General features: G+C 34.1%; 18 protein-coding genes. 7 read left to right on the top strand and 11 right to left on the bottom strand.

Features of this window, described 5'->3' with window-relative positions; all coding sequences use genetic code 11:
* Positions 1-15 precede the first annotated feature (15 nt).
* Positions 16-3,138: a UvrD-helicase domain-containing protein gene (locus CAP47_RS08805; RefSeq protein ID WP_192869976.1), complete on the bottom strand. Its 3,123-nt coding sequence runs from the start codon at positions 3,136-3,138 to the stop codon at positions 16-18.
* A gap of 233 nt (positions 3,139-3,371) precedes the next feature.
* Here CAP47_RS08805 and CAP47_RS08800 point away from each other — a divergent pair, with 233 nt between their 5' ends.
* Positions 3,372-3,980, top strand: a complete 609-nt coding sequence (locus CAP47_RS08800) for a superoxide dismutase (RefSeq protein ID WP_100776285.1) — start codon at positions 3,372-3,374, stop codon at positions 3,978-3,980.
* 57 nt (positions 3,981-4,037) lie between these two features.
* Here the strand turns inward: CAP47_RS08800 and CAP47_RS08795 are convergent, their stop codons facing one another.
* The 3 genes from CAP47_RS08795 to CAP47_RS08785 all read right to left on the bottom strand — a co-directional run bounded on the left by CAP47_RS08795 (position 4,038) and on the right by CAP47_RS08785 (position 7,647).
* Positions 4,038-5,075, bottom strand: a complete 1,038-nt coding sequence (locus CAP47_RS08795; RefSeq protein WP_100776284.1) for a glycosyltransferase family 9 protein — start codon at positions 5,073-5,075, stop codon at positions 4,038-4,040.
* Positions 5,075-5,683 carry a DUF4254 domain-containing protein gene (locus CAP47_RS08790; protein WP_100776283.1) on the bottom strand — a complete coding sequence of 203 codons (609 nt, stop codon included), beginning with the start codon at positions 5,681-5,683 and terminating at the stop codon, positions 5,075-5,077. Before CAP47_RS08790 ends, CAP47_RS08795 begins: the two co-directional genes overlap by 1 nt.
* A 128-nt stretch (positions 5,684-5,811) precedes the next feature.
* Complete coding sequence (locus CAP47_RS08785; protein ID WP_100776282.1) at positions 5,812-7,647, bottom strand: T9SS type A sorting domain-containing protein; 1,836 nt, start codon at positions 7,645-7,647, stop codon at positions 5,812-5,814.
* Between the two features lie 160 nt (positions 7,648-7,807).
* Here CAP47_RS08785 and CAP47_RS08780 point away from each other — a divergent pair, with 160 nt between their 5' ends.
* Positions 7,808-8,734, top strand: coding sequence for a mechanosensitive ion channel family protein (locus CAP47_RS08780; RefSeq protein WP_100776281.1), 927 nt, complete (start codon positions 7,808-7,810; stop codon positions 8,732-8,734).
* A 33-nt stretch (positions 8,735-8,767) separates the two neighbouring features.
* Positions 8,768-9,958, top strand: coding sequence for an MFS transporter (locus tag CAP47_RS08775; RefSeq protein WP_100776280.1), 1,191 nt, complete (start codon positions 8,768-8,770; stop codon positions 9,956-9,958).
* Between the two features lie 21 nt (positions 9,959-9,979).
* Here the strand turns inward: CAP47_RS08775 and CAP47_RS08770 are convergent, their stop codons facing one another.
* A complete protein-coding gene (locus CAP47_RS08770; protein ID WP_100776279.1) occupies positions 9,980-10,633 on the bottom strand; it encodes a metal-dependent transcriptional regulator in 654 nt (217 codons plus the stop codon).
* A 169-nt stretch (positions 10,634-10,802) separates the two neighbouring features.
* On the opposite strand from CAP47_RS08770, the gene CAP47_RS08765 reads away from it, so the two are divergent.
* The 4 genes from CAP47_RS08765 to CAP47_RS08750 are packed head-to-tail and all read left to right on the top strand — an operon-like array spanning position 10,803 to position 16,623.
* Complete coding sequence (locus tag CAP47_RS08765) at positions 10,803-12,110, top strand: TolC family protein (RefSeq protein WP_100776278.1); 1,308 nt, start codon at positions 10,803-10,805, stop codon at positions 12,108-12,110.
* A gap of 13 nt (positions 12,111-12,123) precedes the next feature.
* A complete protein-coding gene (locus CAP47_RS08760; RefSeq protein ID WP_100776277.1) occupies positions 12,124-13,206 on the top strand; it encodes an efflux RND transporter periplasmic adaptor subunit in 1,083 nt (360 codons plus the stop codon).
* 6 nt (positions 13,207-13,212) lie between these two features.
* Positions 13,213-16,416: an efflux RND transporter permease subunit gene (locus tag CAP47_RS08755; protein WP_100776276.1), complete on the top strand. Its 3,204-nt coding sequence runs from the start codon at positions 13,213-13,215 to the stop codon at positions 16,414-16,416.
* Between the two features lie 18 nt (positions 16,417-16,434).
* On the top strand, positions 16,435-16,623 hold the full coding sequence (locus CAP47_RS08750; protein ID WP_093238345.1) for a DUF2892 domain-containing protein: 189 nt from the start codon (positions 16,435-16,437) through the stop codon (positions 16,621-16,623).
* Positions 16,624-16,701: 78 nt separating this feature from the next.
* On the opposite strand, the gene CAP47_RS08745 is transcribed toward CAP47_RS08750, so the two are convergent.
* The 6 genes from CAP47_RS08745 to panC are packed head-to-tail and all read right to left on the bottom strand — an operon-like array spanning position 16,702 to position 22,983.
* On the bottom strand, positions 16,702-18,222 hold the full coding sequence (locus CAP47_RS08745) for a lytic transglycosylase domain-containing protein (RefSeq protein WP_100776275.1): 1,521 nt from the start codon (positions 18,220-18,222) through the stop codon (positions 16,702-16,704).
* Between the two features lie 49 nt (positions 18,223-18,271).
* Positions 18,272-19,639, bottom strand: coding sequence for a DNA repair protein RadA (radA, locus tag CAP47_RS08740; RefSeq protein WP_100776274.1), 1,368 nt, complete (start codon positions 19,637-19,639; stop codon positions 18,272-18,274).
* A gap of 8 nt (positions 19,640-19,647) precedes the next feature.
* Entirely contained in the window at positions 19,648-20,790 is a 1,143-nt protein-coding gene (locus CAP47_RS08735) for an alpha/beta hydrolase (RefSeq protein ID WP_100776273.1), read from the bottom strand.
* A gap of 30 nt (positions 20,791-20,820) precedes the next feature.
* The gene (locus tag CAP47_RS08730; RefSeq protein ID WP_100776272.1) at positions 20,821-21,783 is read right to left on the bottom strand and encodes a YbhN family protein; all 963 of its coding nucleotides are present in this window, start codon (positions 21,781-21,783) and stop codon (positions 20,821-20,823) included.
* Positions 21,780-22,130: an aspartate 1-decarboxylase gene (panD, locus tag CAP47_RS08725; protein WP_093238360.1), complete on the bottom strand. Its 351-nt coding sequence runs from the start codon at positions 22,128-22,130 to the stop codon at positions 21,780-21,782. The genes CAP47_RS08730 and panD overlap by 4 nt, the downstream gene beginning before the upstream one ends.
* Positions 22,131-22,134: 4 nt before the next feature.
* A complete protein-coding gene (panC, locus tag CAP47_RS08720; protein ID WP_100776271.1) occupies positions 22,135-22,983 on the bottom strand; it encodes a pantoate--beta-alanine ligase in 849 nt (282 codons plus the stop codon).
* Positions 22,984-23,027: the final 44 nt, after the last annotated feature.

Below are 23,027 nucleotides of genomic sequence, written 5' to 3'. Positions count from 1 at the left end.
TTTTTATTTACAAATTTATAGAATCTTTATCTCAATGCTTTCAGAAATGTAAACAATCATTTTTTGCTCAACTTCATAACCTAAAGCCTCAATAGCATGTGCGTATGCTTGAACTTGAACGGCATGATTTTCTGAAAAGCCTCCTGTTTTATAATCAATAATAATAGCCTTTTTATCGAGAGTACAAAATTTATCTGGCCTCAATAATTCTCCCTTGTAGTAAATTTCTCTTTCGTTGAAGGTTGTCCATTGCTCTGAAAAATAAACTTTTAAATCAGGGTGCTCAGTGATTTCAGTTAATTGCTGTTTCAACATCTCTTTTTCTTCTAGAGAAATCTCTCCTTCTGATAATACTTTCTCCAATTGTAAATCTATGTCAGCTGTGGTGTAAATATGTGAGAGCAAATCATGAATTAAATTCCCTCTTCGTCTCGCATCCATTTGTTCTGTGTCTGAGATTGACTCTGATTCTGTCACCAAATTGACATGGTATTTATCTTTTGAGGCTAAGAATTTAATCGGGAAAAGTTGATTTTGATCTTTCTTTTTTCTTTTAAAATCATCAATATCAGAAGTTCCAAATTCTATCTCAATGGCATCAAAATTTTTATTATTTTCTAAAGCATAAGTTTTAAATGTATTGAAGTAGTCAGAATTATTTGGTTTTGTTTCATTTGAAAAAACATGTAATTCTTGTGAAGCTCTTGTTAGCGCAACATATAATAAATTCATGTTTTCTAATTCAGTTTCACTTATTAATGACTCTACTTCCTTACCAAAAACAGGGTGTGTATCAGTTTTTGAAGGTTTGGTGATCAAACCTAAAGGCAAATCTTTATCTTCTTCTAAAGGAAGCCAAACATGACTTTGCATAATATCAGCATATTGTTCATCGGCAAAAGGCAGTAAAACAATAGCAAACTCAAGACCTTTACTTTTATGTATTGTCATAATTTCAACAGCGTCTTGATTCTCTGGTGCAACGATTCCTTTAGATGTAGCTTTTGTTTCCCAATGTTTTAAAAATGACTTCAGATCATTTGTTTTCTTTTGTGTAAAATCAAAAACTTCATCTAAATAAAACTGAACATAAGCATTTGCAAATTCAGCTAATTCAAATGCATCAATCGCATATTCAACAGCATCATATAAAGGTAACTCATGAAATTCTTTAGGATTAAAGTGAATCTTATACTTTTCCAATTCTTGCCAAAACCCTGAATTTGAAGTTGTGATTAATTTTCTAATAAAACCAAAACCATCTTCTGGTTTAATCAAATATTTTTCTAAATAGGAAACTACTCGATACATCGCTTCATCATCATCTTCATTTTCAAGCAAACTCAATAAAGCATCTAAAAATTGAACAGTCGCATCAGAAGAAATCAAAAGGCTTTCAGATGAAATAATCGGAATCTCAGCCTGAGACAGGGCTTCTGCCAAAATGATACCTTGACTTTTCTTCCTTACCAAAATACAAATGTCTTTCAATTGAAAGCCTTGTTCCAGTTTTTGATTGATTTTATTGACAACAAGTTCTGCGTATTGCTCCTCTTTTTCTTCTTTATTTTTGGCGTCAATAAATTGAATATTGACATAACCTTTCGTTTTCTTAATCGGTTTTTGTTCTAGTTTTTCTCTTTCATAAATCGATTTCACCAATTCACTATCAACGAGATTTTTAGCTGAAGCAAAAAGCCCATTATTAAACTGAACGACCTCTTGAGAGCTTCGGTAATTATTAGGTAAGTTAACAACTTGAGGTGTCAAATTGAAATTATTTTGTCCATCGATTAAATCAACGAATTGACCAACATCACCGCCGCGCCAGCGATAAATCGACTGTTTAGGATCGCCAACTAAAGTTAAGCTTCCCCTTTCGTTATTTTCATAAAGCGAGCTCAAAGCATTATCAACCAAAGGCTGCATATTTGTCCACTGCATTTTGGAGGTATCCTGAAACTCATCAATAAAAAAATGTTGAAACTTCTCTCCCAATCTTTCATAAATAAAAGGCGTTGGCTGATCTTTTAATTCTGCATGTATGGTTTTATTAAAATCAGAAATCAATTGAATATTTCTTTCTTCTTTAATCAGATTCATTTCAGTTTGTACCAAATTAAGAACAGAAAGTTGTGTCAGGTTTTTTAAAACTTTTGTATTGATTTTAACTTGATCAATTTTCGCTTTAAAAAGCGAAACCACTTCTAAAATTTGAGGCGCAACACTTTCTATAGCTTGCTTCTTTTCATCAGCTGTTTTTTTTGTGTAGAAGGTAGATGTATCACTTGTTTCCATCCACTTTGCTGTCATTTTAATATCGGAAATATTCTTTGTGTCGACAACTTTTTTAAAAAAATTAGGAATCGTATTTCTACTGAAACCATCCATTATTCCTTGCGAGCCAAAAACATCTAACATTTGTACTGCAAGTTCTTTTACTTCAACTTCAAGCTTTTCATTTTCTTTGATAATTTGTTTTTTTGTCTTTGTAAAATCATCAATTTCAAAATTTTGTAAAACTTCAACATATTCAATTTCATTATCGTTGAGCAGTAATTTTGAAGCATCTAGAATATCTTGAAAAATGTACCCGCTTTTATCATCGTAGATTTTTTCAGTCGTAAAATCAATCAGAGTTTTGGTTAACTTTTTATCATGACCAACTTTGTCTATCACACGATTAACAGCGTTTTCGAGCAGAGAATTTGCATCCATTTCAATATCAAAATTGAAAGAAAGGTTGAGATCTTTAGCAAAAGTTCTGATAATTTTATGTGTAAAAGCATCAATTGTCGAAACTTCAAAAGCAGCATAATTGTCCAGAATCTGCTTAAGCATGATGACAGATTTTTTCTGAATTGTTTTTGCATCCAATCCGCTAATTCTAATCACAGCTTGGCATAAATCAGAAACTTGCTCACCTTCTTTAATTTGAGCAAACTCAACAAGACTATCTAAAATTCTTGTTTTCATTTCTGCAACAGCTTTATTAGTAAAAGTCATTGCCAAAATGCGTCTGAAAGGTTGCTGGCTTTTTGAAGATAATATTCTGGCAAGGTAATCTGCTGTCAGTGTAAAGGTTTTACCCGAACCCGCTGAGGCATTATATATCTTAAAAGAAGATGCTTCTTGCATGTTTAATTTTCTAATTTTTAAAAAATGAAAGATACAAAGAGCTGATGAATTGTTAGCTGATAAAATTTGTTTTAATGTTTGATTTTTTTTCATAAAACCTACTGAAAAACAACATTTATTAAAACACAGCAACAGAATTACAATCTATTTTAAGTATTTTATAACACCAAAAAATTTAAAAACATCACTCTTCTTCTTACTTTTGGAATGAACATTTTTAAAAAAACACTATTATGGCTTTTGAACTACCAAAATTAGACTATGCACATGATGCACTGGAACCACATATTGATGCAAAAACGATGGAAATTCACCATGGGAAGCATCACAATGGTTATACAACAAAATTAAATAACGCAATTGAAGGAACTGATTTAGAAGGGAAATCAATTGAAGAAATTTTAAACAATTTAGATCTTTCAAATAGCGCAGTCAGAAATAATGGCGGTGGATTTTACAACCACAGTTTATTCTGGAAAGTGATGTCTCCAAACGGAGGTGGAAAACCAAGCGGTGAATTAGCGAAAGCAATTGACGATGCTTTTGGTTCTTTTGAAGATTTTAAAGATAAATTTTCTAAAGCTGCAGCAACACAATTTGGATCAGGTTGGGGTTGGCTTTGCGTTAATGAAGGTGGAAAATTAGAAATTCACTCAACGCCAAATCAAGACAACCCATTAATGCCAAATGTTGGCTGCTCAGGAATGCCGATTTTAGGTGTTGATGTTTGGGAACATGCATATTACTTAAACTACCAAAACAGACGTCCTGATTATATTGAAGCATTCTTTAATGTGATTAACTGGGATGAAGTTGCCAAAAGATATGCTGAGCATAAATAAGCTTTAGCGGCTAAAAAATTACTAAGAAGCTGTTTCATTTATTTGAAGCAGCTTTTTTTATATCAATTCTTCTTCAGCTGTTTCAATGATTTCTTTCGGATCTATTGAAGACATGACATTCTCATAACCTTCAATCATTTTGTTGCCATAAACCGAAGTTGGTAATAGTGGATAACGCTCTAAATCTGGTAAAATCTGCTGAATTCTTTTCTGATTAAAAGGTGAAAATCCAGCATAAGGGTGTGTCGCTCCCCAAATAGTCACAACACGCACACCAAACATGGCAGCCAAATGCCCGTTTCCGCTATCCATGGAAATCATTAAATCAAGGTTGGAAATTATTTGTAATTCTTGCACAAAAGAAAATTTACCTGCTACTGAGGTGCATCCAGAGAATTTGTTTTCTAGTTCTTTTAACTTAATAACTTCATTCTTTCCTCCGCCAAAAAGCAAAATTTGATAATTTTTATTTTGTAAACTCTCAATAACTTCCTGCATTAAAGCTAAAGGATATTGTTTTGGCTCATGTGCTGCAAAAGGTGCAATACCGATAAGTTTTTCAGAAAAATCAACAGCTAATTCTTCTTTAACTTGCTGATCAATAGGAAGTTGATGGTTGAGATAAAAAGCATTAAAATCAATATAAAATCCAAGTTTTTCTAAAACATCTGCATAACGACAATGTGTCGACTTCAGTTTTAAAAAAACTTTATTTTGAGTTCGCGTTAAGCGTTTTTTTGCTTTTCTTCCTTTGTCAATTTTTACATAATCATGACCGAGAATTTTAAGAAAACCGCAAACTATTTTTGATCTTAAAACATTATGAAAATCAGCGACATGCGTTGGCTTTAATTGATGTAAAGTTTGTGCCAAACGCCATAAACCGACAACACCTTTGTGTTTTTTCTTTGTGTCAACCTCAACAGTCTTGACATTTGGTAAATGATGAAATAATTGACAGAAAAAAGCTTTACTTACAACAGTCACCTTGATATCAGGATTTTGTTGAAGCAAAGCTTCTATTACAGGAACTGTCATGGCAACATCTCCCATAGCAGATAATCTGATAATCAGAAGATGTTGGTGTTTTGTCATTATTTTTTACTTCTTAATATAGGATTCATCTCATCATCATTGTACATCTTCATCTGCTTATAGACTTTCATGTATTTTTCACCTTTTTCAATATCTTCCAAAAGTTGATCAATCGCGGTTGATAAATCTTCACGTTGCTCTAAAAGAACATCCAATTTTGCTTGACATGAAGCGATGTGTGCTTCAGAAGCATCTTTACGCTCAGCTTCTTCTTGCATGTGATATATTTTCAATGCTAAAATTGATAATCGATCAACACCCCAAGCTGGACTTTCAGTGTTGATTTTAGCGTCAGCTTTAGGTTTCACCTCTTTAAATTTTTCTAAGAAATAACTATCAATAAACTCAACAGTGTCTGTTCGATCTTGGTTAGAAGCATCGATTTTTCTTTTTAAAACCAAGGCATCATCAGCATTGATTTCCGGATCACGGATTAAATCTTCATAATGCCATTGTACAGTATCAATCCAGCATTTTCTATAAAGTAAATGCGAAAGAAGATCTGTTTTTTGATCGTAAGGATTTGAGAATTCTTGAGCCACATCATCTTTGATGTGATAGGTTTTGATGACTTCCTGAAAGATGTCATTTGCTTGAGGTGAAAACATAATTTTATAGATTTGTTACAAATATAACATTCCAAAATTAGCTTCACAAAACTGGGTGTTGTAATAAATTAGTTTCAATCTTTTAGACATTTAAAAAACGTCAAAAAAAATAAATTGAAGCATTTAATTTACTTCACTAATAATTTTATTGTGGTAAGTCTTTGATTTTGAGATTTCAACTTCACAATATAAATTCCAGAGGAGAGCTGATCTTGCAATTCAATTGGCTGTCCTATTTTTACTTTATATTGAGTATAAACCTCTCTACCAATGAGGTCGAATATAGATATTTGCAATTCTCCAAAATTCTTTCCTTCTACAGTAAATTGGCCATCTGTGGGATTAGGCCACAGGCTCAATTTCTGATACTGAGAATCTTCCACACCCATCCTTTTCTGCATAAATTTAATTAAAAAAGAATTTGTAGGATTATTACCGTTAGGTAATTCAGATTGGTAAGCATTGGATGTTGCTATAGCATTGTAACTCATAGTTGTTCCTGTTAAGTAAAAACCATCTTCATCGTTCATAGGAAGCACCTTCGTAATTGCATCTCTTTTTTCTCCACCATAATAACTAGCATAAGATAAGTTTCCATCTTCTGAAAATTTTGCAAAATACCCATCATGATTTGCTCCACCAGTATTCGGATTAGGTTGTTCTTGGTAAGCACCATCTGTAGAAATATGCTCATAAGAGTTTGTAGTGCCAGTGAGCCAAAACTCATAAGCCTCTGATGAATTACTATAGCTTAAATTAAAAGGAATCATACCATTCGCACCATAATAAGTACACCAAATTCTATCGTATGTCTCACTATCCATCTTTAAGAAAATCATATTGCTATGTGTTCCAATTAAATTTTCTTGATAACTTCCTGAACTGGCAATGTTAGTGGCACTTTCACTAGCTCCTGAAACATAAATATTATTCTGTAATACAATAATATTCTGACCTTTATCATTTTCATCACCTCCATAATAAGTGCTCCACAAACGGCTACCAGAAGATGAGAATTTTGATACAAAAATATCTCTATTACCATTATTTTGCATTTGATAAGCATCTGTGGTTGAAAAGTAACCTGTCGCATCTTCTGTTGTACCAACAACAAAAAGATTTCCTGATGAATCTACGCTTAAATCTGACACCATATCATTAACAGCACCCGATCCATAATATGTTCCCCAAATTCGTCCTCCATTTTCATTAAATTTCATAATCAAACCAGCTCTTTGATTATGCACATCTGTGAAAATAACGTTTTCTTGAAAGCTTCCAACAGTGGTTAAATGCGAAGTAGAATTTGTATTTCCTGTTATAAATACCTGCCCATTTTCCACGGTAACACTAGAGATGGCTTCCATACGCTCGCCATCTACATAAGTTGACCAAATCAAATTTCCTGAAGAAGAAAATTTTGTTAAAAATCCTGATGTATAACGCGGAATAGTTATTGGTTCCATATCAACCATAAATTCTTGAAAAGAACCAGTTGTTGTCATCCCTGTTGAACTGCTTGTTGAACCTACAATGTATAAATTACCATTATGCCAAGCTATATCTGTTGGCCAATCACCGCCTTCACCACCGAAAAAAGTAGACCAAACTAAACTTCCTTCGGAATCAAATTTGCTAAGTAAAATATCTGATTCACCTCCTCCGAAAGTTGTTTGGTATGCTCCTGGTGTTATGTAATTAGCCGCTTCTGTTTCCATATTTAAAGCCCAAACCTCGGATAACATATAAATGTTTCCATCAGAATCTATTGCGCTTGAAACAGACTTTGTTATATAAGGCCCATAATATGTACCCCAAATTCTATCATATAATGAAGAATTGTTTTGTGCAGTTAAATTCCCAAAAGACAAACAGATCAATATAGTCATGACTTGTGCTACATTTTCTAAAGCCACACTAAAGTAATTATTAAAAGAAAAAATAAAATCTTTGCCTTTCTTCATAGTGTTAAATTTCAAACAATCAAACCTTCAAATATAAAATTTAATTCAATATAATTTATTTTTTTGATTATTATTTAGACACACATAGCAATGTCGTGAAGGTTTAGGACAACTATTTTAAATAGATGTCTTATTTTCACACATCAAACAGAACTGGACTATGAAGGAAAAACAAAAAGATAAACGTTCAATCGCGATTTATGGCATCACGGCAATGCTATTAATTCTTTTACATTATTTATTAAATTTCATCATTTTCGGCTCTTGGCGTGAGTACATTCCCTTCATGAAAAAGTTGAGCATCAGCTTATTTCTCATCGCCTTAATTTTACTAATCAGTAAATTAGTTGAAAACAGAGTTAACAAACAGAATCAACTTGAAGGAGATCGGTACAATTTAATTCGTATCACAAGATTATTAGCTGTTTTTTTTATCATAATTGTCATTACGGCTTTCCTTTTCCAAAATTTATATGCAGCAGCGGTTAGTTTTGGTTTATTCTCCTTAATTATAGGTTTTGCTTTGCAAGCGCCAATCGCTTCATTTATCGCTTGGGTTTATCTCATATTTAAACGTTCATATTTAGTTGGCGACCGTATTCAAATTAAAGATTTTAGAGGCGATGTGATTGAAATAAGTTATTTAGACACAACTATTGAAGAATGTAGTGGTGATTATTTAGGCAACGACAGAAAAAGTGGTAGAATTGTTAGATTCCCGAATAGCTTAATTTTAAAAGAAGAAATCACAAACTATTCTGGGCCTGACATCCCGTTTATTTGGAATGAAATCGCTGTGCAAATCGCTTACACGAGTGATATTGATTTTATAGAAAAATGCTTGCTTAAAGCTGCTTCAGAAGATTTTAAAGAAAAATATCCACACCTATCAACCGATAGACATAAAAAATGGAAGCCTGCTGTCTATTTCAGAAATAACATTTATGCTTGGATGGAAGCCGTTGTATCTTATCCAGTTGAACCTTATGATACAACAGGAAGAAGAAACAGAATTCTTAAACAAGCTTTACCAATGTTAAATGCTGCACCTGAAAAAGTTCAATTTCCTGAAGGCAGGTTGAGATAAAATCTTTGTTGAAATCAAATCATAAAATTTAAAATGAGTCATTCAAAGTCAAATCGCTGGTTTATTGCCATCATGGCAACACAACTTCAAGTTATTTTAGGAACCGTTTACGCTTGGAGTTTTTTCCAGAAACCTATTATGTTAAAATACGGCTGGAGCAATGTTGAAACCATGTGGATTTTCAGTATCTCAATTCTTTTTCTGGGTTTATCCGCTGCTGTCGGTGGTCGGATTCTTCCAAAGTTTGGCCCTAAAAAACTAGCAACGATTGGCGCATTACTCTACGGTTTAGGTTTAGGCTATGTGACGCCAGTGGCAACTGTTTCAAAATGGTTTCCTGACAAAAAAGGTTTGGTGACAGGTATGGTCGTGATGGGTTTTGGACTCGGCGCACTTGTGATGTCAAAATTAATTGCGCCTTTGTTTTTAGAAATTGCAAATGACAATATCATTGAAGTTTTCATATACATTTCAATCTGTCTTATTGTTTTAGGGACTATGGCTGGGTTATGTATGAAAAATCCACCTGAAGGTTTTATTCCAGATGGCTATCAACCTGAAAGTCATGAAACCCAGAAACAAGAATCAGGACATGATTTGAGCTTAAAAAGCAGTTTACTTTCAAAAAAATTTTTAGGCATGTGGCTGATCTTTTTTCTAAATATTTCTGCTGGCATTATGTTCATCAGTTTACAATCGCCAATGATTCAAGATTTGCTTCTCTTAAAAGATGCATCAATTTCTGCTGAAGAGCTTTCTATTGCTGGTGCAAGCTTGATTGCAATCAGCTCATTATTTAATGGTGTTGGACGATTTTTTTGGGGAGGTTTTTCTGATAAAATCGGAAGAATACAGGTTTTTAAACTCATTCTGGCTTCACAAATTATCGTATTTATTCTCATGATTTACACAGAAAACCCTTGGATTTTCGGGGCACTTGTTTGCTATGTATTGCTATGTTATGGCGGCGGTTTTGGTGCAATGCCATCTTACGTTCTCGATGTTTTCCACGCTAAATTAATGCCTGTTGTTTACGGCGTAATTCTTACAGCATGGTCAATTGGTGGAATTGTCGGACCACAAGTAGCCGCTTTTATTAGAGATTATTATGCAAATACACCAGAGCTGGTTGGCTCTCGAACTTATATTGCAGGAACAATTTTACTTGGTTTAGGATTTATCATCAGCTTAATGCTAAGCAATAAATCAATTACTGAAAGTTAGTTCTTGTAATAAAAACTTCTTCTAATTTTTAATGTAAATATTAGACGAAACCATGAGAGAAACACGTAAGTCTTTATCTTTGAGTTTAATCAGCATTGAGTTATCAAAATTTTCTTTATCAATAACTTCAATCTTTTCACCTAATACAAGTCCGTTTTTATCAAGATATTTTAAAAACTCTGAGCTTGTATCTTTAACGCCTATCAAAGTTCCTGAATCTTTCACATTTAGTTTAGATAAAAGCGTTTTCTGAGCCACTTTTAAATTTCCTTCAGCATCAGGAATCGGATCTCCATGCGGATCTCGCTTCGGAAAATCAAGGAATTTATCCAATTCTTGAGTTAATTTTTTTGATTTAATGTGTTCAAGTTGTTCTGCAACTTCATGAACTTCATCCCAGGTAAAATTCAACTTATCCACCAAAAAAACTTCCCATAAACGATGTTTTCTGATCACTCCTAAAGCTGCAACTCGTCCGCTCTCTGTTAATCTAGCACCCTTATATTTCTTATAAACGACTAATTTCTTCTCTGATAATTTTTTCAGCATATCAGTTACCGAAGAAGCTTTACTGTCAAGCTGCTCTGCAATTGCATTTGTACTCACACCATCTGGATGATTTTCTTCCAAGTGGTAAACTGATTTGAGATAATTTTCTTCAGAAAGAGAGATCATAAAATTAATTTTATCGTCAGACAAAAATATGATTTTTCTCTAGCTTACATCTGTTTAGCAAATCTTTTTGACTTCTATTTCTGGTCAAACATTCCTCAATCGCTCGGTAACTTTTGTTACTGTCAGCATTAAACTTAGCTTGTATTTTTGCAGTGATAATAAATAAATCATGCAAAATAGAATTCTTACATTATTGTTGATCTTATTGGGCACAACCACGTTTGCTCAAGAAGTGAAGCTTATTTCAGAAGACGATATTCTGAGTGAGTTAGAATCAAAAAATTTAAAGATTTTGATGGCTGACAAAGAAACTGCTAAAGCCGAAGCTGACTATTTTCAGTCTTCCGCAGTGTTTTTGCCTCGAATCTCAGCAAGTTATTCAGCAACGCGAACAACAAATCCTTTGATGGCATTTGGTTCAAAACTCAATCAAGAAGTTTTAACGCAAAATGACTTTAACCCTGCTCTACTTAACGATCCTGATGGAATAAACAATTTCGCCACCGTGATTAGCGTAGAACAACCATTAATTAATGTTGATAAGTTTTATGAAAGACGTGCTGCTAAACTCAAAGTGACAGCAACTGAATTGCAAGGCGAACGCTTTAAAGATTTTATGAAACTCGAAACACGTAAAGCCTATATGCAATTGCAAATGGCGTACAAACAACGTGATGTTATTGAACTTGCACTTAATACGGCTCAAAAACACCAAACCAATGCAGAGAATTTTCTTGAAGAAGGTTTGATTCAAAAAGCTGATATTTTAGATGTTAAAATCCGTGTTAGTGAACTTGAAAATCAATTGGTTCACGCAGAAAGTCAAATCGAAAATGCCTCTGATTTTCTCAAATTTGTCATTCATTCTGATGAAGAGTTGACCTTAAAACCTATTGAAGATTTGCAACTTAATGCTGATTTAAATGAATTAAATTCTGCAAAAGTCAAAGATGAAAGAGAAGATATTCAGGCGATGACACATGCTGTAAAAGCAAGAGAAAAAATGCTGAAAGCCTCACAAATGACTTATTTGCCAAGCCTCAACGCTTTTGGAAGTTATGAACTTTATGATGATGAGTTTTTTCAAGCTGATGCTAATGGATACCTCATTGGCGCCCAGCTAAAATGGAACATTTTTGAAGGCGCTCAACGTATTGGAAAAATAAAAGCCAAAAAAGCCGAATTACAAATGGCTGAAATGGAACTTCAGAATTATAAAGACGAATCAAAATTAGCTTTACAAAAAGCAAAACGCGAATATAAAGATGCTTTAAACGAAGTTAAAACCACAGCAATTTCAGTTGAGCAGGCTCAAGAATCTCTGCGTATTAAGCAAGATAGATTTGCTGAAGGTTTAGAGAAATCAACTGAAGTTTTAGATGCCGAAGCAAAATACTCTCAGCAACAACTGAAGCATTTTAATGCTATTTTCAAACACAATTATACTTCATATTACCTCAGTTTTTTAACAAAATAAACAAACCCTGATCATGACAAAATTTTTAATAAAATCAGTTGCATTCATTTTCATCGTCAGCTTTATGAGCTGTGGCAATAAGGAAAATAAAGAAACAACAAAACGACAAAAAGATCCTATTGCTGTAGAAACATCAACAGTTCAAGCTTCAAACTCTTCATTTATCAGTACAAGCGGACAAATCAAGGCTCTTGATCAAGCAACGATGAGCACAAGAATGATGGGTTACATTGAAGAAATCCCTGTTGAAGTTGGTCAAAAAATAAAGAAAGGACAACAACTCATTCGTATCAACAGCCAAGAATTAAGTGCTAAAAAAGCACAAGTTGCAGCACAAATCAATAAAGCTGAAGCCAATTTTAAAAATGCTAAACGGGATTATGAACGCTATCAAAATTTATTAAAAAAGAACAGCATTAGCCAAAAAGAATTTGATAATGTTGAGACAGCTTACAATATGGCTAAAGCAAATCAAGAAGCGGCGCAACAGATGAAAGCCGAAGTTCAATCTCAGTTTGCTTACACAAATTTGCAAGCTGCTTTTGATGGTGTAGTCACAAATATTTATGCTGAAGTCGGGAATTTAGCCAAACCTGGCGAACCTTTATTAACGATTGAAAATCCTTCGAAATTTGAAGTTCGTACAAGCGTATCTGAATCACAAATTTCAAATATCAATACAGGTGATGAAGTTGATGTTTACATCTCAAGCCTTAGCTTAAAAACAACTGCTAAAGTTTCAGAAGTTGCTGGTTCTGCATCTCAAACAAACGGACAATATGTTGTCAAAGTTATTTTAGATAAAAATCCTGAAGGCATTAAATCTGGAATGTATGCTCATATTGATTTTAAAGTTAAAGAAAGTCCTTCAGCTAGTTCTCAAATAATGATTCAGCATGATGCAATTGTCAGTCAAGGTGAATTACAGGGTGTTTATACAATCAGTAGTTCAAATACAGCTATTTTAAATTGGTTACGCCTCGGAAAAAAACAAGGCGACATGGTTGAAGTCATTTCTGGTATTTCTGAAGATGATGTTTATATCCTCAATGCAGAGTCAAGATTGTATAACGGCGCTCCAATTCGTCTTAAATAAAAAATCATGAAAGAAGGTATTGCTGGCAAAATTGCTAAAGGTTTTTTAGACTCAAAACTGACCATTTTATTGATGGTCGTGTTTATGGTTATTGGTGTTTACAGCTCGTTTTTAATTCCACGTGAAGAAGAGCCACAAATCGATGTGCCAATGGCAGATATTTTTGTGGGTTATCCTGGCGCAACACCAAGTGAAGTTGAGTCGAGGGTGATTGCTCCACTCGAAAAAATAGTTTCAAATGTAACTGGCGTTAAGTTTGTTCATTCTTCTGCTCTTCCTGGTCAAGGGATGATGATTGTTCAGTTTTACGTTGGTGAAGATGTTGAGCGTTCTTATGTCAAGCTTTATGACGAAATCATGAAGCACATGGATAAAATGCCACATGGTATCACACAACCTCTTGTTAAAACAAGATCTATTGATGATGTCCCAATTATGGGATTGACATTATGGAGTGATAAATATGATGATTTTCAACTTAAGAAAATCATGCAAGAAGTTGAAAACGAAGTTAAAACAATTACTGATGTCGCACGAACAGATATTATTGGTGGACGTGATGAAGTTTTAAATATTGTTTTAGATCCATCAAAGATGGCTTCTGCTGAAGTTGATCCTTTAGAAATCAGGCAACAAATTTCAGCTAATAATGTGCAAATGCAGTTGGGAAGTTTCAGTCAAAACAACCGTGAATTCAGAGTGAAGACAAATGGTTTTTTTGAAACTAAAGAAGATCTTCAAAAATTAATTATTGGCCAGAAAAACCAAGCACCAATTTATCTTAATCAAGTGGCTTCGGTAGAACTAACGGCAGAAACGCCTCATCAATATGCAAGCTTTGGATTTGGTGCTGGTGATGGGAATATCGTTGAAAATCCATCAGAGTATCCTGCTGTCACTTTATCAGTTGCTAAAAGAAAAGGTGCTGACGCGATGAATATCGCCGACCAAATTTTGGAACGTGTTGAACTTTTAAAGCTAAACACCATTCCTAGTGATGTTAAAGTTGAAGTGACTCGAAATTATGGAGAAACAGCTTCTGACAAGGTTTCTGAATTAATGCTTCACCTCATCGGTGCAATTATTGCCGTGACTTTGGTTGTGATGTTAGCCATGGGATGGCGAGGTGGTTTGGTCGTCTTTTTATCAGTGCCAATTACTTTTGCATTAACTTTATTAAGCTATTACTTACTCGATTATACTTTAAATAGAATTACACTTTTTGCATTGGTTTTCGTGACTGGTATTGTGGTGGATGACTCCATTATTATTGCAGAAAATATGCACCGTCACTTTAAAATGCGGAAGCTTCCTTTTAAAGAAGCTGCACTTTATGCAATTAACGAAGTTGGAAATCCTACAATTTTAGCGACTTTCACTGTGATTGCTTCTGTTTTACCGATGGCATTTGTTAGCGGTATGATGGGACCTTACATGAGTCCAATGCCTATTGGTGCTTCCATCGCAATGATTTTATCGCTATTTGTTGCTCTAACAATTACACCTTATTTAGGCTATATTTTCTTAAAAGGAAAAGAAAAAAAGAAAGCTAATCAAACTGTTGATGAAGATGAAACAAGTGGGATTGAAGATACAAGAATATACAAGCTTTACAACAAATTTGAGAGACCTCTTTTAGAAAATAAGAAGAAAGCGTTTCTTGCTATTGGCGTGACAGCTATCGTTTTATTCGGAACGATTGCTTTGTTTTTTACGGAAACAGTTTTGGTGAAAATGTTACCTTTTGATAACAAAAATGAATTCCAAGTTATTGTAGATATGCCAGAGGGCAGTACACTTGAGGAAACCTCAGCGGCTGTGAAAGATATCACGCAGTATATTTCTCAAGAAGAATATGTTATCAACTATCAAAGCTACATCGGTGCTGCGGCTCCAATAACTTTTAACGGTTTAGTTCGTCATTATGATATGCGTCAGCAAAGTCATCAAGCAGATATCCAGGTTAATATCAAGAACAAAGATGACCGAAGCCTACAAAGTCATGACATTGCTAAATTGATGCGACCAGGCATTCAAGAAGTTGCAGAAAAGCATAATGCAAATGCAAAAATTGTTGAAGTTCCACCTGGACCACCAGTTTTATCAACCATCGTGGCTGAAGTTTACGGGCCAAATGAGGAAGAGCAAATCAGGATTGCACAAGAAATCAAAGACATCTTAAAAAACACAACTGATGTTGTAGATATCGACTGGCGAATTGAAGCGCCTCAAACTGAAATCACTTACGATATCAATAAAGATAAGGCTCAAAAAGCAGGAATTAGCACACAGCAAATTGTGCATAGCTTGAGAACTGCACTTGGTAATGATGCTGTGAGTGCGATGTACATGCCTGAAAAAACTGAACAGGTTGATATTGTTTTAAAGCTTGATGAAACTCAAAAAAACATTGATGGATTAAATCTTATTGAAATTAAATCTCAACGAAGTGAAATGATACCTATCGTTGATTTAGTAACAATTAAAGAAGGTAAAATCCCGACAAGTAAATACAGAAAAAATCAAATGTCTGTGGTTTATGTTACGGCTGAAATGGCTGGAGAACTTGAAAGCCCTGTTTATGCAATTTTAGGCATGGAGGAAAAGCTGAAAGAAATTCAGCTCCCTGAAGGTTATGAGCTTAGTGAACTTTATTTAGGTCAGCCAGAAAACACCGATGATTATACTGTAAAATGGGATGGTGAATGGCAAATTACACTAGAGGTTTTTAGAGACTTAGGTTTAGCTTTTGGTGGTGTCATCATCATTATTTACATGCTGATTGTCGGTTGGTTCCAGAACTTCAAAACACCAATTGTTATGATGGTTGCAATTCCTTTATCAATGATCGGAATCATTTTAGGTCACTGGATGATGGGGGCTTTCTTTACAGCAACTTCTTTTATTGGGATGATTGCGCTTGCAGGCATCATGGTCAGGAACTCCGTATTATTAATTGATTTTATCAATATTAGGTTAGCAGATGGCATCCCTTTAAAACAAGCCGTTATTGAAGCTGGCGCTGTAAGAACAACACCTATTTTATTAACAGCAGGAACAGTTGTGATCGGTGCGTTTGTGATTTTGTTTGATCCTATCTTCCAAGGTCTTGCCATTTCATTAATGGGTGGAACTATTGGTTCTACATTTTTGACATTGCTAATTGTACCATTGGTATATTACTTAATGATGAAAAACAAGTACAAATAATTTTAAAAATAAAGAAAAATGAGAAATAGATTAGTTAGAGGAATCGCTGGTACATTTGTATTAATCAGCCTTCTCCTTGCGGTATATGTCAATATTAATTGGTTATGGTTTACAGCCTTTGTAGGTGCAAACTTGTTACAATCTTCAATTACAAAATGGTGTTTACTTGAAGATATTTTGAGAAAATTCTTTGGTGTAAAAGATTAATTCTTTCACTAAAAAGATTAATCTAAAAAGGCGTTTTCAATTAAGAAAACGCCTTTTTTAATTAAGAAGAACTGACATCTATCCTTTGCGAATCTGAAGTGTCATTCCTGGTTTTAATCGATTTGAATTCAAATGATTCAGCTTTTTGATATCTTCAATTGTCACATCTTGAAATTTGCGAGAAATACTCCATAATGAATCACCATTTTTAACGATATAAGTTGATTTATTTGAAGAAGTCTTTTTCTTTTGAGACTTCTGTTTCTTCTTTTCTTTCTGAGGAGAAGACTCAACAACAGCCGTTGGTTTTTTAGGATAAATAATTAAACGCTGACCAATTTTAAGTCTATCAGATCTTAAGTTATTCCATCGCTTAATTTGGCTTGTATAAACGCCAAATTTAGAAGCAATCTTCCCCAAATAATCGCCAGATTTTACGCGGTACCTAACCTTATCATCTGCTTTATAGTATTTCGGCAAAGGCTCTTCTTGTTCTGCGATTTGCGCTTCTGCGTAATTGTAAATTTTATTTTCGTTTGCCACAAATAATCCAACAGCATGATATGGCAATCTCAGATAGTATTTTTTATTTTTTTCATAAGGAATAATTCCCAACTTATAACTTGGATTTAAAAATTTCAAATATTCTAAATCTAAATCAGTTGCAGTGGCAACATGTTCAAGCTTAATAAGTTTTTTTGTATGAATTGTATCTGTTGCATAAAAAACATGAGAAGGTTCGTTTGGCGCTAAATTATGTTCATCTGCATATTCAAATAAATACATCATTGCCTGGAATGATGGCACATAACCCGCTGTTTCACGAGGCAAGTGTCGTCTGAGTTTCCAGTAATTAATTTCGCCGCCACTTCTTCTTATCGCTTTAGAAACATTTCCAGGACCAGAATTATATGCTGCAAGTGCTAAATCCCAATCATCAAACATTGTGTATAATTTTTTCAAATATTTGGCTGCAGCTTCTGTTGAAGCGACAGGATCCATACGTTCATCAACATAACTGCTCACATCCAAATCGTACATTTTACCAGTGGTATACATAAATTGCCATAAACCCGTGGCGCCAACTCTTGACTTAGCACGAGGATTTAAAGCAGACTCTACCAATGCGAGATATTTCATCTCAAGAGGAATATCGTATTTATCAAAGGTTCTTTCGAAAAGCGGAAAGTAAAAACGACTCAAACTCATTAAACGCTCTGTACTGACTTGGCCTCGACTGAGATAATAATTGATTACGCTTTCTAAAGAAGGATTATACTCAATATGAAACGGCATTTTTTCATTCAGACGCTTAAGACGCTCTTTTAAAACCTCAGTTTCAACAGATTTGATAGAAACTCTTTCTAAATCCTTCTGAGTGACATCGTCATGAATTTGCTCAAATAGATCAGAGCTTGAAAGAGCTTGTTGCCAGACAGAGTCAAGACGGATTGTTTTTTTATAATCTTCAAAAACAATCTTAACTGAGTCTTGAATAATCTCGTGAAATTCCTGTTTACTCAGCTCATTTTCAGGGTTGATTTGTGCTTGATGGCTTGCCGTCAAAAGACAAAAACCTAAAATCATTATATATCTCATGCTTCATTATTTCATTTTGAACAAATTCAAAAATAAGATAAATACAGTTTTAAAATAAGATTTTAACTAAATCCTGAATTTTAGAAACTTTATAAATTTCAATTCCGTAGTTTGTCTTCGGTAATTTAGCTTGTTTGGAAACGACAATTCTTCCAAAGCCTAACTTCTCTGCTTCAATCACACGCTGCTCAATTCTCGTGACTGGCCTAATTTCTCCAGCCAAACCGACTTCTGCTGCAAAGCAAATATCATTTGGGATGGCTTCGTCTTCATTTGAGGATAAAATTGCAGAAACAACAGCTAAATCGATCGCGGGATCATCAACATGAATACCACCTGTGATATTTAAGAAAACATCTTTTGCGCCAAGTTTAAAACCAGCCCGTTTTTCTAAAACTGCCAAAAGCATGTTTAATCTTTTGACGTGATAACCCGTAGTGGAACGTTGTGGTGTTCCATAAACTGCTGTGCTAACTAAGGCTTGAATCTCAATCATCAGCGGTCTGATACCTTCTAAAGTTGCGGCAATTGCAGTTCCGCTTAAGCCATTGTCAATTTTAGAAATCAATAAATCAGAAGGATTCTTGACTTCTTTTAAACCATAAGCCTGCATTTCAAAAACACCAAGTTCATGTGTTGAGCCGTAACGATTTTTGTGTGCTCGTAAGATACGGTAAACATAATTCCGGTCGCCTTCAAATTGTAAAACAGTATCAACCATGTGTTCCAAAACTTTTGGTCCAGCGATACTACCTTCTTTATTAATGTGACCAATCAATAAAACTGGTGTGTTTGTTTCTTTGGCAAATTTGATGAGTTCGGCTGCACATTCGCGCACTTGAGAAACACTACCTGGTGAACTTTCAACATAGTCTGTATGAAGTGTTTGAATAGAATCTATGATTAAAACATCAGGTTGAACTTCACCGATTTGTTTAAAAATATGCTGTGTTTTTGTTTCTGAAAGAATATAACAATTATTCTCTTTATCAGAAATTCGCTCTGCTCTCAACTTGATTTGTTGCTGGCTTTCTTCACCTGAAACATAAAGAACTTTATCATTAAATTGAAGTGACAACTGTAAAAGCAAAGTACTTTTCCCAATACCAGGCTCGCCTCCTAAAAGTGTGACAGAACCAGGCACTAAGCCACCACCCAAAACACGATTAAATTCTTCATTTTTGGTTTCCATTCTTTGAATAGCGGAAACTTTAATGTCAGCAATGCGTGTTGGCTTTTGCTTTCTTTTCAAAGGAGAATCTTGCGTGTGCGAATCCCAACTGGGTTTAGATGTTTTCTTCTCTACAATTTCTTCTGCTAAAGTATTCCATTCTTTACACGCGTTACATTGGCCTTGCCATTTAGCGTATTGAGCGCCACAACTTTGACAGTAATAGAGCGTTTTAGTTTTTGCCATAATAAATTTTAGTAGCCAAAAGTTTCTTTAAGGTATTCTGCTTTATCAAGCACAACATCATTTGTAATTCCACCTGCTTCTTCTAGACCATATGCATTTTGGTAACTACGCATGGCTTTTTTAGGTTTTCCGATTTCTTCAAAATAACGTCCTCTGAAATAATTACCTAAAACAGTTTTAGGCATTTTATCTTCAGCAAGCTTAGAGAGGTCCTTATAAAGTTCAAACTTTTTATTTTTTTTAATGGCCTTATCGATTAACATTAAATCGTTGACACGGTAATCAATTTCAAGTGCATAAAGCTCATAAATAGTTTCATGTTTTCTAATAAGATATTCAACATAATCATCAGCTTTAAGAAGTTGATCTTGATATTCTTTTTCAGAAATTGGTTTATATAATGAGAAAATATTCTGAAGCGCTCTCGGTAAGGCAATAGTTACCATACTGAAATGATCAGCATCTTCAACATCCTTATAATAATAATGAAACCTCTTATTTTCAACTAATGAAAATTGCGCGTTGGCTTGTCTAATTTTATTTTTTAAAGACTCAATATCATTTTCAGCTGTTGCTAAATAATACCAAACTTGATGTTTTGATTTTTCAAAAGCATCATTTAAACGACTGATATTTTTCGTTGTATAGTCAGGACTTAAATTGATATAACCTCTAAAAACAGGATTTTCTTGGATTAAAAAATAACTTGCAAAATCAGCCATATAATCTTGTGCTACAATGACTGAGAAAGGTGATGCACGGTAATTTTCGTATACAAATTTCATCACTTCTAAACTGACAAAATCATAAAATTTAACACCTTTATCTTTTGGGTAACCCTTACTATCATCTTTTTGGCCGTCTTCCATTCTGTAACCAGCTTGGTTAATACCAATGACGATCACTTCAGGAATATAATCCCAGTAGGAATAAAAATCAGAAATACCAGCAACTGGTTCAAACAAATAATCACCATCGAAGGTAACAATAACTGGATAGCTTTTATTAGCATTTTTCTTGTAGTTACGCGGAAGTTGAACTTTAATTTGTCGAGTTTCTTCAAGAATTTTAGAGTCGACTTTAATGTATTCGGTTTGAGAAAAACCTAGACTAAAACAAAAAGTTAAAGTCATTAAGATCAGTTGCTTCATAATAATAAAATATCTATAAAAGTAAGGAAATTAATTTTTATTAACAAGAGGTAATAAAATTGCAGAAATTCCGCCAATGATAATCACCAGTAAAGTTTGCGCAACCCAAACAATCCATCCAAAGGACTCTCCAGCCACTTCACTTCCGCCAAAAAGAGCAATACTCGCACCAACAGTAACAGGGTAAATACCAATGCCACCGTTAGTAATTGACATTGAAAACGAACCAAAAACAAAAGCGACCAACATTACATTGAGACCTAAACCCGCCGTTTCAGGCACGCTATATTTCACCACAACAAACATAGCCACATAAAGGAACCATATTAAAAAGGTGTGTGCAATAAATGCTGATCTATTTTTCATTTTTAAAATCGATTTCATCCCTTTCAGAACACCTTCCAAAAATTCTCTGATTTTAATAATTAAGGCGTGATTTGATTTTCTAAGAATTTTAAGACCAACAAGAAATATAACAATCAATAGTAACATGATTCCGAATGTCATCACAGGATTGATCGATTGTTCTTCAAAAAAACCAAGTATAATCTCAGCTTGCATTGCAATCGTTAAACCAACAATACTGAGAAGCATGATAAAATCAATAACACGCTCAGTGACAATGGTTCCAAAACTTTCTTGAAACTTGACTTTTTCGTAATTAGAAACACTTACTGCTCGTAAAACTTCGCCAGATCTAGGCACACCGAGATTAGCAAGATAGCCAAACATCAATGACATAAATGTGTTAGAAAAACGCGGTTTTACGTTAAGAGGTTGAAGCAAATAATGCCATCTGTAGGCACGAGACATATGGGATAAAACACCTAAAAATACAGAAATTGAAACCCAAAAAAGGTCAGCTTTTTTAATATTCTCCCAAATAAGTTGACGCTCTTCAGCTTCAAATCTAGCAATAGAAATTACAACAAAAAAAACACCGATCACTAATGGAATAATGACTTTTAAGAGTTTTTTTGTTTGCGGCTTCATGATGTAAGTAGATTATCATCATTAGGAAAAACAAGACTTGGTTTAAAAGCTTTTCCTTCTTCAATTGTCATAAATCCATAAGACATAATAATGATGATATCTCCAGGAGCAACGCGTCTTGCTGCGGCTCCATTTAAAGTAATCTCACCACTTTGACGAGGACCAGGAATAACGTAAGTTTCTAAACGTTCACCATTGTTGTTATTCACAATTTGAACTTTCTCTCCTTCTATAATTTGAGCAGCATCCATTAAATCTTCGTCAATAGTAATGCTACCGATATAATTCAAATCTGCACCTGTGACTTTAACTCGATGTATTTTTGATTTGACAACTTGTATTTGCATAAATTTATTTAAAAAGAATATTATCGATTAATCTCACTTCGCCAGCAAAAGCAGCCATAAATCCGCGGTAAGATTTTTCATTTTTCTTTGTATCAACAGGCACTAAACTATCAGCTTCTGCAATTTCAAAATACTCAAGATCCAGAGTTTGATTCTTGTCGAAATCGGACTGAATCATTTCTTTTATCTCTCGAAAATCTTGACCTTCATGAAAAGCAGATTTCGCTTTTTGTAAGCTTTCATGTATTAAAGAAGATTCTGATAATTGATGATCTGTCAACCTGAAATTTCGAGAACTTTCAGCCAAACCGCTTTCCATTCTTGATGTTGGACAGCCAATAACTTTTACATCTTGCTCAGTGATCTCAACCAATTTTTTAACCAATGCCAATTGCTGATAATCTTTTTCACCAAAAAAGGCTTTATCAGGTTTGACAATATCAAAAAGTCTTTTCAAAATTGTCCCAACGCCATTAAAATGTCCAGATCTAAATTCACCTTCCATGTACTGAACGATACTTCCGAAATCGAATTCTTCAGCTTCAACATTTTCACCATAAACCTCTTCTACACTTGGACTAAAAACAATAGTTTTGGCATTGTTGTTCAGAAGCAAATTGTAATCTGCATCATGGTTTTTTGGGTAATTTTTAAGATCTCCAGCATTGTTAAATTGCGTTGGATTGACAAAAATACTGACAATAACGTAGTCACAATGCTGAAAAGCAAAGTTGACTAAACTAATATGGCCTTGATGTAAAGCACCCATTGTAGGCACTAAACCGACTATTTCCTGTTGCTCTTTGAGCTTAACAACTTCTTTTTGAAGTTTTTGTGAGTCTGTAATGTTCACTCTTGTTTTCTATAATTAATTTGCAAAGCTAATATTTTCGCGTC

Source organism: Psychroflexus sp. S27, from assembly GCF_002810405.1.
GTDB lineage: Bacteria > Bacteroidota > Bacteroidia > Flavobacteriales > Flavobacteriaceae > Psychroflexus > Psychroflexus halocasei_A.
This window is presented reverse-complemented; position numbering and strand designations above follow the sequence as displayed.

Excerpts from the sequence above, each read along its gene's own strand:
- CAP47_RS08805 (WP_192869976.1), bottom strand. The coding sequence starts at position 3,138 with ATGCAAGAAGCATCTTCTTTTAAGATATATAATGCCTCAGCGGGTTCG.
- CAP47_RS08800 (WP_100776285.1), top strand. The coding sequence starts at position 3,372 with ATGGCTTTTGAACTACCAAAATTAGACTATGCACATGATGCACTGGAA.
- CAP47_RS08795 (WP_100776284.1), bottom strand. The coding sequence starts at position 5,075 with ATGACAAAACACCAACATCTTCTGATTATCAGATTATCTGCTATGGGA.
- CAP47_RS08790 (WP_100776283.1), bottom strand. The coding sequence starts at position 5,683 with ATGTTTTCACCTCAAGCAAATGACATCTTTCAGGAAGTCATCAAAACC.
- CAP47_RS08785 (WP_100776282.1), bottom strand. The coding sequence starts at position 7,647 with ATGAAGAAAGGCAAAGATTTTATTTTTTCTTTTAATAATTACTTTAGT.
- CAP47_RS08780 (WP_100776281.1), top strand. The coding sequence starts at position 7,808 with ATGAAGGAAAAACAAAAAGATAAACGTTCAATCGCGATTTATGGCATC.
- CAP47_RS08775 (WP_100776280.1), top strand. The coding sequence starts at position 8,768 with ATGAGTCATTCAAAGTCAAATCGCTGGTTTATTGCCATCATGGCAACA.
- CAP47_RS08770 (WP_100776279.1), bottom strand. The coding sequence starts at position 10,633 with ATGATCTCTCTTTCTGAAGAAAATTATCTCAAATCAGTTTACCACTTG.
- CAP47_RS08765 (WP_100776278.1), top strand. The coding sequence starts at position 10,803 with ATGCAAAATAGAATTCTTACATTATTGTTGATCTTATTGGGCACAACC.
- CAP47_RS08760 (WP_100776277.1), top strand. The coding sequence starts at position 12,124 with ATGACAAAATTTTTAATAAAATCAGTTGCATTCATTTTCATCGTCAGC.
- CAP47_RS08755 (WP_100776276.1), top strand. The coding sequence starts at position 13,213 with ATGAAAGAAGGTATTGCTGGCAAAATTGCTAAAGGTTTTTTAGACTCA.
- CAP47_RS08750 (WP_093238345.1), top strand. The coding sequence starts at position 16,435 with ATGAGAAATAGATTAGTTAGAGGAATCGCTGGTACATTTGTATTAATC.
- CAP47_RS08745 (WP_100776275.1), bottom strand. The coding sequence starts at position 18,222 with ATGAGATATATAATGATTTTAGGTTTTTGTCTTTTGACGGCAAGCCAT.
- radA (WP_100776274.1), bottom strand. The coding sequence starts at position 19,639 with ATGGCAAAAACTAAAACGCTCTATTACTGTCAAAGTTGTGGCGCTCAA.
- CAP47_RS08735 (WP_100776273.1), bottom strand. The coding sequence starts at position 20,790 with ATGAAGCAACTGATCTTAATGACTTTAACTTTTTGTTTTAGTCTAGGT.
- CAP47_RS08730 (WP_100776272.1), bottom strand. The coding sequence starts at position 21,783 with ATGAAGCCGCAAACAAAAAAACTCTTAAAAGTCATTATTCCATTAGTG.
- panD (WP_093238360.1), bottom strand. The coding sequence starts at position 22,130 with ATGCAAATACAAGTTGTCAAATCAAAAATACATCGAGTTAAAGTCACA.